This is a genomic window from Nonomuraea sediminis, assembly GCF_018531495.1.
Classification (GTDB): Bacteria; Actinomycetota; Actinomycetes; order Streptosporangiales; family Streptosporangiaceae; genus Nonomuraea; species Nonomuraea sediminis.
In genome coordinates this window covers 221,920-233,620 of the sequence record NZ_JAHDTI010000006.1, presented here as the reverse complement: position 1 = coordinate 233,620, position 11,701 = coordinate 221,920, and the positions used below count along the sequence as shown (strand labels likewise).

Annotated in this window: 12 protein-coding genes; 5 read left to right on the top strand and 7 right to left on the bottom strand. The window is 70.9% G+C overall.

The window, feature by feature from the left end; all coding sequences use genetic code 11:
- Positions 1 to 11 precede the first annotated feature (11 nt).
- The 3 genes from KIK09_RS28110 to KIK09_RS28100 are packed head-to-tail and all read right to left on the bottom strand — an operon-like array spanning position 12 to position 2,231.
- Positions 12 to 329, bottom strand: coding sequence for a VOC family protein (locus KIK09_RS28110; RefSeq protein WP_214322375.1), 318 nt, complete (start codon positions 327 to 329; stop codon positions 12 to 14).
- Entirely contained in the window at positions 326 to 550 is a 225-nt protein-coding gene (locus KIK09_RS28105; protein ID WP_214322374.1) for a Zn-ribbon domain-containing OB-fold protein, read from the bottom strand. The genes KIK09_RS28110 and KIK09_RS28105 overlap by 4 nt, the downstream gene beginning before the upstream one ends.
- A gap of 40 nt (positions 551 to 590) precedes the next feature.
- A complete protein-coding gene (locus KIK09_RS28100) occupies positions 591 to 2,231 on the bottom strand; it encodes a serine/threonine-protein kinase (protein WP_214322373.1) in 1,641 nt (546 codons plus the stop codon).
- A 261-nt stretch (positions 2,232 to 2,492) separates the two neighbouring features.
- Between KIK09_RS28100 and KIK09_RS28095 the strand changes: the two genes are divergently transcribed.
- Both KIK09_RS28095 and KIK09_RS28090 read left to right on the top strand, forming a co-directional pair.
- Entirely contained in the window at positions 2,493 to 3,095 is a 603-nt protein-coding gene (locus tag KIK09_RS28095) for a cysteine hydrolase family protein (protein ID WP_308164328.1), read from the top strand.
- A complete protein-coding gene (locus tag KIK09_RS28090) occupies positions 3,092 to 3,895 on the top strand; it encodes an SDR family NAD(P)-dependent oxidoreductase (RefSeq protein WP_214322372.1) in 804 nt (267 codons plus the stop codon). Before KIK09_RS28095 ends, KIK09_RS28090 begins: the two co-directional genes overlap by 4 nt.
- Before the next feature lie 2 nt (positions 3,896 to 3,897).
- On the opposite strand, the gene KIK09_RS28085 is transcribed toward KIK09_RS28090, so the two are convergent.
- A complete protein-coding gene (locus KIK09_RS28085) occupies positions 3,898 to 5,046 on the bottom strand; it encodes a serine hydrolase domain-containing protein (protein WP_214322371.1) in 1,149 nt (382 codons plus the stop codon).
- Between the two features lie 29 nt (positions 5,047 to 5,075).
- Here KIK09_RS28085 and KIK09_RS28080 point away from each other — a divergent pair, with 29 nt between their 5' ends.
- Complete coding sequence (locus tag KIK09_RS28080) at positions 5,076 to 5,942, top strand: cyclase family protein (RefSeq protein WP_214322370.1); 867 nt, start codon at positions 5,076 to 5,078, stop codon at positions 5,940 to 5,942.
- Here KIK09_RS28080 and KIK09_RS28075 read toward each other — a convergent pair.
- Complete coding sequence (locus KIK09_RS28075) at positions 5,920 to 7,005, bottom strand: cytochrome P450 (protein ID WP_214322369.1); 1,086 nt, start codon at positions 7,003 to 7,005, stop codon at positions 5,920 to 5,922. The two genes, KIK09_RS28080 and KIK09_RS28075, sit on opposite strands and share 23 nt — an antisense overlap.
- Positions 7,006 to 7,061: 56 nt before the next feature.
- Between KIK09_RS28075 and KIK09_RS28070 the strand changes: the two genes are divergently transcribed.
- A complete protein-coding gene (locus tag KIK09_RS28070; protein WP_214322368.1) occupies positions 7,062 to 7,634 on the top strand; it encodes a TetR/AcrR family transcriptional regulator in 573 nt (190 codons plus the stop codon).
- A 552-nt stretch (positions 7,635 to 8,186) separates the two neighbouring features.
- The gene (locus KIK09_RS28065) at positions 8,187 to 9,071 is read left to right on the top strand and encodes an SMP-30/gluconolactonase/LRE family protein (protein WP_214322367.1); all 885 of its coding nucleotides are present in this window, start codon (positions 8,187 to 8,189) and stop codon (positions 9,069 to 9,071) included.
- On the opposite strand, the gene KIK09_RS28060 is transcribed toward KIK09_RS28065, so the two are convergent.
- Positions 9,056 to 10,513, bottom strand: coding sequence for an AMP-binding protein (locus KIK09_RS28060; protein ID WP_214322366.1), 1,458 nt, complete (start codon positions 10,511 to 10,513; stop codon positions 9,056 to 9,058). The two genes, KIK09_RS28065 and KIK09_RS28060, sit on opposite strands and share 16 nt — an antisense overlap.
- The gene (locus KIK09_RS28055) at positions 10,510 to 11,562 is read right to left on the bottom strand and encodes an LLM class flavin-dependent oxidoreductase (RefSeq protein ID WP_214322365.1); all 1,053 of its coding nucleotides are present in this window, start codon (positions 11,560 to 11,562) and stop codon (positions 10,510 to 10,512) included. The genes KIK09_RS28060 and KIK09_RS28055 overlap by 4 nt, the downstream gene beginning before the upstream one ends.
- Positions 11,563 to 11,701: the final 139 nt, after the last annotated feature.

Genomic DNA, 11,701 nt, shown 5'->3' with positions numbered 1-11,701 from the left:
GGGCCTCCGAATCACGAATACAGCACGAAGACGTTTCCTGAGGGGTCACGCAGCACGGCCCGCGTCTCGTGCGGCCCGCTCTCGGGCTCCCGCACCACCTGCGCGCCACGCTCCTCGAAGAGCCGTACGGCCTGCCGTACGTCCTCCACCTTGTAGGACGGCGCGACCCCGGGGGTGACGTGTTCGGCCGGGCCCGCCAGCGCGATCGTCACCCCGCCTCCGTCCAGCGCCGCGAACCTGTCGCCGTCGCGGAACTTCACCGGCAACCCGTAGAACGCGATCGCCTTGTCCAGGTCGTCCACGGGGACGAACACGTTGCCCAGCTTCATGCGGGCCTCCACTGCGCCAGCCCGTCGACGTACGACACCCGCACCGCCATCCCGATCCTGACCTCCTCCGGTCGGCACCCCACGACGTGCCCGAACGCGCGACCGCCGCCGGGCAGCTCCACCCAGGCCAGGACGTACGGCTCCCGCCCCTGGTAGGCGGGCACGAACGAGCGGTGCACCACGGTGTAGGTGTGCACCACGCCTGTCTCTTCGTCGGCCATCGCTCGCCAAGCTAGCGCACGCTTGGTTGACCGACAAGGGTCACTCGGTCGTGACGTCCGAGGGCTCGTCGGTGGGGACGAACGGCTCCTGGCTCGGCGTCGGCGAACCCGCCGCGGTGTGCTGGGTGGGAGTCGGCGTCGTGGTGCGGGCCGGGCAGGCGGGACCGTCCACGGCCACCTCGCTGACCTGCGGGCCGTTGGCCGAGGCGGGATCGGTCATCACCAGGATGCCGAAGTACGACCGCTGACCGCAGGCCACCGTGCCGAGGTCGCGCTGGACGCCGTCGACGTAGGCGGTCCTGCCGGCCAGGGTCCGGCTCTCCGTGTGGAGCGTGCGGACGGGGCCGTCGCCGTCGCGCCTGGTGTAGGACACGGTCAGCCGCACCGGGCCCGTGCCGTCGGCCGCGACCTTGACCGAGCCCGCCGAGCCGCTCCACGACACGATGCTGGCCGCCTGCACCACGGGCCTGGCGGGCGCGGAGAATCTGGTCTGGGTCGGTGTGGTCGCCGGAGGGGGCGGGGTGGTGGGGGGCGACGAGGGCTGGGCCCGCCTCGTCGTCCTCACGGGCGGGGGCGGGGTGGTGGCCTTGCGTTCCGGCGTCTTGACGTCCACAGGGACCGTGCTCGGCCAGGAGGGCGACTCGGGCGGCGGCATCAGCACCGTGCCTGGCCCCGGAGCCAGCTTGCCGCCCGACAGCACCACGGCGGTCAGCACGGCCACCACGGCCGCGGCCGCGATCCACAGGTGCGGCGGCAGCCGCGGCACCTGGACCATCCGCTCCCTGATCGTGGGCGCGGTCTCGGCCGTGGAGACCGTCTTGGCCAGCGGGAACTTCAGCGCGAGCAGCGTGGTCAGCTCGGCCAGGTGGCGGCGCCCGCGCTGCTCCCACTCGGGGCCGTAGCCGGCGACCGCGTCCTCCTCGAGCTCGGCCGCGAACTGCCTGGCCGAGGCGTACCTGGCCGCCGGGTCCTTGGCCATCCCGCGCCGCAGCAGGTCGCGCAGCGTGTCAGGGGCCACCTCCAGCGGCACGGGCTCGACCAGGTGCTTGTCCCTGACCGTGGCGACGTCCTCGCCGCGGAAGGGCGGCCTGCCGCGCACCGTCTCGAAGAGCATGCAGGCGGCGGCGTACAGGTCGGCGGGCGGCCCCGCCGTACCGTTCGTCCACAGCTCTGGGGACATGTACGGCGGGCTGCCCGCCGGGACGCCGGGCTCCTCGGCGTGCACGACCACCCCGAAGTCGGCCAGCTTGCTGGTGCCGTCGGCCTGGACCAGCACGTTCTCGGGCTTGACGTCGCGGTGCGGGACGCCCCGCTCGTGCGCGGCGGCCAGCGCGATCAGGGTGCCCTTCAGCACGACCAGCGCGGCCTCGGGGGTGGTGTGGCCGTGCTCGGCCAGCACCGTGCGCAGCGAGACGCCGTCGACCAGCTCCGTCACCACGGCGGCTCGGGTGGGCGTCTCGACGTACTCGTAGAGCTTGACCACGTTCGGGTCGTCGATCTCCACCAGGGCATGGCTGTCCGTCCGGAAGCGCGCCATGAACTCGTCGTCCCTGCGCAGGGTCGCGTTCAGGTACTTGATCGCCACGTACGCGCCCGTGGCCTGGTAGGTGGCGAGGAACACGCGGCCGCTGCGGCCGGCGCCGAGCTGGCGAACTTCCCGGTACCCAGGAACCAAGTCCAACCCCCAACACATCCGTCTCTCATTCGACGGTCTCATTGGGCTTTCCGGTTGTCACGAGTGACGATATTTCGCCATCAGTTAGCTTCACGTCGCTCTGTGTGTACGGCAAGCCACCCCACCGACCGCCCGCCGTACTCCGGCCGGGGGTCCGCGACCGGCGCTCACGGCGAGTCGGTGCCGCTCGCCCGCCGCTACGGCGCACGGGATCCGGGTGATAGGCTCCGGCATACCAAGCAAGCGCTCGGCAGGCTGGAGGCTCGGGTGGGGCGCACGGCGGTTCTGGTCATGGAGATGCAGCGGGGCGTCGTCGGCGATCTAACGAAATTTCCGGACTTGGTGGCCGCCTGTGAGAGCAACGGCGTGATCCCTCACACCGCCGCGATCCTCGACGCCGCCCGGACTTCGGGCATCCCCGTCATCCACTGCACCGCCGCCTTCAGGCAGGACCGGGCGGGCTCGCACACGGACAACTGCCCGTTCATCGTCGCCCTGCTCAAGGATCCCGCCCACATGCTCGAAGGAACCCCCGCCGTGGAGGTCCTCCCGGAACTGCGGGACCCGGGTGACCTGGAGAGCCGCCGATACCACGGCTTCTCACCCTTCACCGGCACCTCGCTGGACATGAGGCTGCGCTCGCTGGGCATCTCCCATGTGGTCGCCGTCGGTGTCTCGCTCAACCTGGGCATCCCGGGGCTGGCCCTGGAGGCGGTCAACCTCGGCTACCGCGTCACCGTCGTGACGGACGCCGTGGCGGGCATCCCCGAGGACTACGCGCGAGCCGTACTGAGGAACACTGTCAGTCTGCTGGCCACCCGCGTGCGCACGGACGACCTGGTCAAGCAAATGTTAGGTTCGGAAACATGACGGTCGGTTGGCAGCTCGACGGCAGGCGCGCCCTGGTGACCGGGGGCGCGGGCGGTATCGGCGCGGCCATCTGCGCCGACCTGGTGGCCCAGGGAGCGGCCGTGATCGTGGCCGACCTGGACGGCCCCGGCGCGGCCAAGGTGGCCGGCGAGGTGGGCGTCCACGCGCCGTTCGTCGTGGACCGCGGCGGCGTGGCCTGGTCGGAGCAGCCGGAGCACGGCACCGCCGAGGCCAGGGAACTGGACCTGAGCGATCCCGCCTCCATCGAGGGGTTCTGCCGCGACCTCGGCGTGGTGGACATCGTCGTGCACAACGCGGGCGTGTCCGTCGTGGAGGAGTTCGTGGCGAGCGATCCCGCGCACTGGGACCTGATGTGGCAGGTCAACCTGCGCGGGCCGATGCTGCTCACCCAGCTGCTGCTGCCCGGGATGATCGAGCGCGGGTGGGGGCGGCTGGTGTTCATCGCCTCCGACGGGGCGCGGGCGGGCTCGGGCGGCGAGGGCGCCTACGCGGCCACCAAATCGGGGCTGTTCGGGCTGGCCAAGAGCCTGGCGCGGGAGGTCGCCAAGTCCGGCATCACCTCCAACGTCGTCTGCCCGGGACCCACGGACACGCCGATGCTGCGACGGGTCGACGAACAGAATCCCGGGCTGGTGGACAAGATCGCCCGTGGCATCCCGCTGCGGCGGCTGGGCACTCCCTCCGACGTTTCCGGACTTGTCGCCTATCTCTGCAGCGAACGCGCCTCCTACATCACCGGCCAGACGCTGTCGGTCAGCGGCGGCGTGACGATGCAGTGAGGTCACAGCGAGTCGTAGACCGCCTTGGTGAGGTGGAAGCCGCGCAGGCTTCCGGCGGGCGCGTTGTCCATGCGGTTCATGACGTAGCCGACGGCCAGGCGGTGCTCCAGGTCGCCGAGCCCGATGAAGCCGCCGCTGCCCGTGTGGCCGAAGGCCGTCTCCGCGGGAGAGAAGAACGTCATCGCCGGACGCATGAACCCGAGCCCGAACGAGCTGTCCAGGCGCAGCACCCGGTCCTCGCCCCTGACCCGCGGGCGGATGGCGTCCGTCAGCGTGCCGAGCCCGAGCACCTCCCCGGCCACCAGCGCCCGGTAGAACCCGGCCAGGCCGCGTGCCGTCGCCACGACCCCGGCGGCCGGCCATGCGGCCCGCAGGAGCACCGGGTTGTTCGCCCCGCCCTCCAGATCGTTGATCGGCGGATTGCCCACGGCCCGGTTCAGCAGGCTCTCGGGATCCCGCCCTGCCGCGACCATCCCGGCCAGCGGTCCCGCCGCCGCATCCGGTGCCGCCTGGCCTGCCGTACCGGATCGCTGGGTGTGGCGCTTGGACGTGAGGCGGGCCGCGCGGGCGATCACCGGGTCGGGGGCGCCCAGCCAGAGCTCCAGGCCGAGCGGCCCGGCGATCTCGGCGTCGACGAGCTCGCCCACGGACCTGCCTGTGACCCTGCGGACCACCTCGCCGACCAGGAAGCCGTACGTCAGCGCGTGGTAGCCGTGGGCGGTGCCCGGCTCCCACACCGGCTGCTGCCCCGCCAGGCGGGCGGCGATCGCCGGCAGGTCGCCGAACTCCTCCACCGGCACCCGCTCCTCGATCACCGGCAGCCCGGCCTGGTGGGTGAGCAGGTGCTCCACGGTCGCCGGAGCCGTGAACTCGGGCCACACCTCCTTGACGGGCGCCCCCAGGTCCACCAGCCCGCGCTCGGCCAGGCGCAGCAGCACCGCCGCCGTGACGGCCTTGGTGCAGGAGTAGGTGAACACGGGCGTGTCGCCCTCCCACGGCCTGCCCGACACCCGGTCGGCCACCCCGTCCCACAGGTCCACGACCAGCTCGCCGTCCAGGTAGACGGCGAAGGCGGCGCCGACCTCGTTGCCGTCGGCGAAGTTCCGCTCGAAGGCCTCGCGCACGCGAGCGAACCGGGGATGGCAGTGCATGGACCCTCCGCGTGAAAGGAAGCGCTTACTTGGTTGCCGAGCCTAACAACTGGGGCCGCTTCGGCCCAGAGGATCAGCGCGGGACGCTCAACCTGCTGACCCCCGACGTCGTGCTGCGGGCGCTCGGCGCCGCCAGGACCGGGCAGGTGCTCAGCCTGTCGATGCCGGTCAAGGGCGCCCCGCGGCTCGCGGGGCGCCCCGCGCCGCAGCACTTCATGTCGGTCGACGGCGGCGACTACGCGGCGGGCGCCCGCCCGGTGGGGCCCGGGCTGCGGATGGCCGACGACGTGCTGATCGTCAGCGCCCACGGCACGACCACGCACATGGACGCGCTGTGCCACATGTGGTCGGGCGAGGAGATCTACAACGGCCACCCGGCCGCCCGGGTCCGCTCCCACGGCGCCGCCCGGTGCGGGATCGAGCGGGTGGGCGGCGTGGTGGCCCGAGGCGTCTTCTACGACGTGGCCGGATATTTCGGGGTCGACCATCTGCCCGCCGACCACCGCATCACCGCCGAGACCCTGGCCGACATCGCCGAGCCCGAACCCGGCGACGCGGTCGTCATCCGCACCGGCTGGCCCACGGTGTGGGACAGCTCACCGGGCCAGCCGGGCCTGTCCGCCGACGCCGGACGCTGGCTCGCCCGCCACGACGTCTCGCTCGTGGCCTGCGACAACGCCGCCATCGAGGGGCTGAACGAGAACCAGCTCTCCGACGAGGACCTGGACGACGACCTCCACCTGATCCTGCTGCACCGCCACGGCATCCACCTCGTCGAGATGCTGTGGCTGGAGGAGCTCGCCGCGGCCGGCCGTACGGACTTCGTCTTCGTGGCGGCGCCGCTGCGGATCCAGGGCGGCACCGGCAGCGCCGTCAACCCGCTCGCAATCCTGTGACCGGCAGCTCGACCAGGCCGCGGACGGCGCCCTGCTTGAACACCAGATCCTCGTACGGCGCGGCCACCCGCAAGCCGGGGAAGCGGTCGAACAGCGCCAGGTAGGCGATGCGCATCTCCAGCCTGGCCAGGTGGTGCCCCAGGCACAGGTGTGGGCCGTGCGCGAAGGCCAGCTGCAGCCTGGCCTCCTCACGGTCCAGCACGAGCCGGTCGGGCTCGTCGAACACGGCGGCGTCGTGGTTGGCGGCCATGAGGTCGAGCGTCACCGTGTCGCCCGCGCCGACCAGCGTGCCCTCGACCTCGACGTCCTCGAGCGCCGCCCGGCTGATGGTCCCCACGATCGACAGCCGGCGCAGCAGCTCCTCGACCGCCGCGCCCGGGTCCCGCCTGAGAGCCTCGATGCAGGCCGGTTCCTCCAGCAGCGTCAGGACGCCCAGGCCGATCATGTTCGCGGTGGTCTCGTGCCCGGCCACGAGCAGCAGCAGGGCGATGTTGACCAGCTCCTCGTCGCTGAGCTCGCCCTCCTTGATCAGCCCGCTGACCAGGTCGTCGCCCGGCTGGTCGCGCTTGCTCGCGACCAGCTCGCCCAGGTACTTCCCGAGCGCGCCCAGCGCCTCTTGCGCGCGCGGGTCGAGGCGGGCGATCAGCGCCGTCTGCTCCTCGAAGAACTCATGGTCGCCGTACGGCACGCCGAGCAGCTCGCAGATCACCAGCGAAGGGATCGGCAGCGCGAACTCCCTGATCAGGTCGGCGGTGGGGCCCTTCATCGCGTTCAGTCGTTCCTGGGTGATCTCGCGGATGCGGGGTTCGAGCTGCCGCATGCGGCGCGGGCTGAACTGGGCGTGCACCATGCGCCGGTAACGGGTGTGCTCGGGCGCGTCCATGCCGGGGAACCAGCCCGGCGCGGCGGGCTCCCTGGCGTCGTTGGGGCGTACGGCCTGCCGCAAGGGGTGCTTGAGCTCCTGGCGGGCGGAGAAGCGGGGGTCGCCGAGCACGGTGCGGACCTCGGCGTGCGTGGTGGCTAGCCAGCCGAGGTGCCCGTCGGCGGATCGGATACGTCGCATGATTTTGAGAGTACGCTCTCATTTGCGAGTTGACTAGCATGGTGCAGAATCAGTGCATGAGTCTCCGGGAACGCAAGAAGGCGAAGACGCGGGTGCTGATCCAGCGCGAGGCGCTGCGGCTCTTCCGCGACCAGGGCTTCGCCGCCACGACGGTCGAGCAGATCGCGGAGGCCGCGGAGGTGGCGCCGAGCACCGTGTTCCGCTACTTCCGCACCAAAGAGGACCTCGTGGTGATGGACGACTTCCCGCCGTTCGTGGAGGCGCTCGCCGCGGTCCCCGCCGACGTGGGGCCCATCGAAGCGGTCCGGCTGGCCATGCGCGAGGTCAACGCCCAGCGCACCCCCGAGGAACGAGCCGCGGGCCTGGAGATCGAACGCCTGGTCTTCACCGTCCCCGAACTCTGGGCGGCCAACCTCGACAACATCACCCAAGCCCTGGCCACCCTCCGGGACCTCCTTGCCACCCGCGCGGGCAAACCCACCGACGACCCCCAGATCCGCAACATCACGGGGGCGATCGCAGGCGTCATCATGGCCGTCTGGTTCGACTGGGTCCGCGACCCCAACTTCGACGGCCCCACCGAACTGGACCACGCCCTGTCCGCCCTCGAATCCGGCTTCCCCCTCTAGCCTTGCGGCCCTCGTACGGCAGGCACCCGACGTCGGGCGGCGACGGTTGACGCACGAGCCCGGATGGGCACCTCTACTTGCCGCGCCGCGGCCCGGGTGAGGCGTCGGAGGGCGGGCGACGCCGCGTTTCCCCTCCGGGCGCCGGGTCGGCGAGAGGGTGTACGGCGGTGGTCGACGCCCTCGTACGGCGGGCACCGGACATCGGGCGGAGGTGGGTGGCTGACGTACGAGGATGCGGGCACCCGTGCCGTGCCGTGCCACGGCTCGGGTGGGGTGAGGAGGGCAGGCGACGCCGCGTTCGCCGCCGGGCGCCGGGTCGGCGAGAGGGTGTACGGCGGTGGTCGGCGCCCTCGTACGGCGGGGACCCGGGGCACTGGCGAGGCGGTTGATCTCCCGGGCAGCTGTGCCTGGCGTGCCGTGGCTCGGGTGGGGCTCAGCGCGGGGTTCCCGGGGTGGGGTGGCTTGCCGTACAGGGAGGAATTTTGGGAGGGGTGTCGATGTGGGTGGGGGTGGTTCGTGTAGGGGGTGAGGAAGCGAGATCGAGGAGGAACGATGTCCGAGACGAAGGTGTTGCTGGACGGGCTGAACATCGGTGAGTCGCCGAGGTGGCACGACGGCAGGCTGTGGTTCTGCAACTGGGGTGCGCACGAGATCGTCGCCGTGGACATGGACGGCAAGAGCGAGGTCGTCCTGCGCGACCCGGACATCAGCCCGCACTCGATCGAGTGGCTGCCCGACGGGCGGATGCTGATCGTGCCCGCCAACCCGAACGCCGGAGGGCGGCTGCTGAGGCGGGAGCCCGACGGCAGCATCGTGCCGCACGCCGATCTGAGTGGCCTGCCGAGCGGCTTCAACGAGATCGTCGTCGACGGCCGGGGCAACGTCTACGTCAACGGCGCCGACTTCGACTTCCCGGCCTTCCTGGAGAACGTCCGGCGCGAGCCGATGGACGTGCCGCTGCACGAGCGCCCCGACTTCGTGCCCGGGTACATCGCCCTCATCACCCCCGACGGGCGGGCGAGCGTGGTGGCCGAGGGGATCGCCTTCCCCAACGGCATGGTCGTCTCACCGGACAACGGCACGCTGATCATCGCGGAGTCGTTCGCCGGCAGGCTCACGGCCTTCGACGTGGCCGAGGACGGCACGCTCTCCAACCGCCGCACCTGGGCGGAGGGCCTGGGCCCCGACGGCATCACCATGGACGAGTCGGGCGCCATCTGGACCTCCACCGGCGGCCCCACGTGCGTCCGGGTCCAGGAGGGCGGCGAGATCCTCCAGCGCGTGGACCTGGACAGAAGCCCGTTCGCCTGCATGCTCGGCGGCCCCGACGGCCGAACCCTCTTCATCCTGGCCGCCGTCTGGAACCCCACCGACATGTTCGGCGGCCCACCCACCGGCCAGGTCCTCACCACCCGGGCAGGTCAGGTGCCGGGGTAGTTGCCGCCGCCGTGGGTGGTGTCGAGGGTGTCGTAGTCGGGGGTGAAGCCCTTTTTGGGGATCTCGGGGACGAAGACGATGTCTCGGGGTTTTTTGTAGGAGGCGATCTGGGATTGGACGTGGGCGAGCAAGGCGTCCGGGGTTACCTCTGAGGAGGTGACGACGATGGCTTTGACTGACTGGTGCCACTTCGCGTCGGGGACGCCGATGACGGCGGCGTCCGTGACGGCGGGGTGGGACTTGAGGGCGCGTTCGACCTCCGCCGGGTAGATGTTCTCCGCGCCCGACTTGATCATGCGGAGCTTGGGGCCGATGAACGTGAGCGTGCCGTCGGGCTCACGGCGCCCGAGGTCCCCGGTGTGGTGCCACCCGTGGGCGAACTTAGCCGCATTTAAGTCGGGACGGGCGAAATATCCGGTGAAAAGGGATTTGCCGCGGGCGCAGATCTCCCCCACCTCGCCCACCGGGACCTCGGTGCCGTCGGGGGCGAGGATGCGGACCTGGACCAGGGGAGAGGGCCGCCCGGCGAACCCGGCACCCCCGGGCGCGAGCCCCAGGAAGGTGAGCATCCCGCCCACCTCGGTCTGACCGTACCCGCCCATCTTGGACCGGCACCACGGCGAGTCGTCCACCGTGATCATCGCGTCCCACTCGGGAGAGTGTGCCACGAACCGCAGTGACGACAGGTCGTACTTCCCTCCGGCGTTGGCCGCCACCACCGCGTCGATCATCTGGCCGAACAGGAAGGCCTGCGTGACCTTCTCCGCGTCGACCAGCCGGCACAGCTCCTCGGCGTCGAAGGCGGGCATGATCACGTTCGTCCCGCCGATCTGCAGCGTGGCCAGGCAGAACATCATGGTGCCCACGTGGAACAGCGGCCCGCTGTTCAGGAAGGTGAACCCGGGCTCCATCTGCCGCACCACCAGCAGGGAAGCGCTGTGCGCGACCAGGGCCGCGCTGCTGAGCAGGGCGGCATGAGGGTGCCCGTCGAAGGCGGCCGTGTAGAGCGCCAGCGTGGGCGAGGCGTCGTCCACCGGCGGGAAGTCCCGCACGGAGCCGCCCGCGACGAAGCCCGCGTAGTCCGTTATCCAGGACTCCTCGGCAGCCGAATCAGGCGAGCAGAACACCACGCGCGGCGTCAGGTCGTCCACGATGAACCGGAGCTCCTGGGCGGACTGCCGCCAGTTGGCCGGGCAGAAGATCGCCCCCAGCCGCGAGCAGGCCAGCAGCAGCTCGAGTACGGCATGCGAGTTCTGTCCCACCCACAGCACCCGCTCCCCGGCCGTGACGCCGCGCCCTGCCAGGGCGTCGGCCAGCCGGGACACGCGCTCGTCGAGCTCCGGGTAGGTGAGCCGCACCTGGCCGTCCACGACCGCGGTGACCTGCGGGCGGCTACGGGCGTGCTCGGCCAGGACATCGGAGAGTGTCAACGAGTGGATCATCGAACCTCCCTCTGGAATGCGGGCATGACCTCACGGGCGAAGAATCGCATGACCCGCTTCATCTCCTCCAGCGGCAGCGGCCGCGTGCTGCCGAAGTCGCAGAGCAGGTTGGCGAACCCGGCGTCGCGCAGCAGCGAGATCTGCTCGATGACGCGCTCAGGATCGCCGATCACCTCCAGTTGCTCCCAGCGGAAGTCGGCGGAGACGGAACCGCCCTTCAGGTAGCGGTCCTGGTAGTACTCGAAGCCCTGGGCGGCGCGCCCGGTCTTCGGGTCGATCGGCGAGCTCTTGTCGTTGAAGATCCGCGACCTGTCGAACATCGCCTCGAACCTGGCCAGGTCCTCGCGCGCCTGCTCCAACGTCGGAGCCACGTAGACGGTGCGGGCCACGACCAGTTCGCCGGGCTTGGGTGACAGCTCGTTCCACGTCTTGGCCGCGTTGACGACCTTGCGGAACGTGGCGGCGGGGTCGGCCAGGATGGGCAGGCCGCGCTCGGCGTACATGGTCACGGTCTCGGGGGAGACGGCGGCCACGTGCAGCGGCGGGTGCGGGTCCTGCAGCGGGCGGGGGACGAGCGAGACCTCGGCGCCGGTCTTGTAGAACTTGCCCTCGTGCTGGAAGACGTCCTGCGTCCACAGCCCGAGTATCACCTCGAGCGCCTCGTTGAAGCGGTCGCGGGCCTCGGCCAGGTCGATGCCGAACCCCTCGAACTCGAAGCTCTGGTACCCGCGTCCGATCCCCAGGTCGAGCCGCCCGCCGGACAGCAGGTCCACCATCGCGGCCTCCTCGGCCACGTGGACCGGGTTGTGCAACGGCAGCACGACGATCCCGGTGCCCAGCCTGATCCGCGACGTCCTGGCAGCCGCGTGCGCCAGCAGCGTGAACAGGTTCGGCACGACCCCGTAGTCACGGAAGTGGTGCTCGGCCAGCCGTACCCCGTCGAACCCCAGTTCCTCGGCCAGCTCGATGAGCTCAAGGTGGTAGTCGTAGACCTCCTTGAAGCTCTGGCCGTCGGACCGATGGAACAGGTGGAAGGTCGAGAACTTCATGCGGGCAGCCTCTCGATGTGACCAAGCGCTCGCTTGGGAGCGTATCAGTTCTACGCCGGGATTCCAGCCCTAACGTCCGCATAACCGTTTCGGGTGACGGCCGAGTTATGCCGACATTGGTGGACTTCCTGCTCCAGCA

Coding starts and splice junctions, on each gene's coding strand:
- KIK09_RS28110 (WP_214322375.1), bottom strand. CDS start 329: ATGAAGCTGGGCAACGTGTTCGTCCCCGTGGACGACCTGGACAAGGCG.
- KIK09_RS28105 (WP_214322374.1), bottom strand. CDS start 550: ATGGCCGACGAAGAGACAGGCGTGGTGCACACCTACACCGTGGTGCAC.
- KIK09_RS28090 (WP_214322372.1), top strand. CDS start 3,092: ATGACGGTCGGTTGGCAGCTCGACGGCAGGCGCGCCCTGGTGACCGGG.
- KIK09_RS28085 (WP_214322371.1), bottom strand. CDS start 5,046: ATGCACTGCCATCCCCGGTTCGCTCGCGTGCGCGAGGCCTTCGAGCGG.
- KIK09_RS28075 (WP_214322369.1), bottom strand. CDS start 7,005: ATGCGACGTATCCGATCCGCCGACGGGCACCTCGGCTGGCTAGCCACC.
- KIK09_RS28070 (WP_214322368.1), top strand. CDS start 7,062: ATGAGTCTCCGGGAACGCAAGAAGGCGAAGACGCGGGTGCTGATCCAG.
- KIK09_RS28065 (WP_214322367.1), top strand. CDS start 8,187: ATGTCCGAGACGAAGGTGTTGCTGGACGGGCTGAACATCGGTGAGTCG.
- KIK09_RS28060 (WP_214322366.1), bottom strand. CDS start 10,513: ATGATCCACTCGTTGACACTCTCCGATGTCCTGGCCGAGCACGCCCGT.
- KIK09_RS28055 (WP_214322365.1), bottom strand. CDS start 11,562: ATGAAGTTCTCGACCTTCCACCTGTTCCATCGGTCCGACGGCCAGAGC.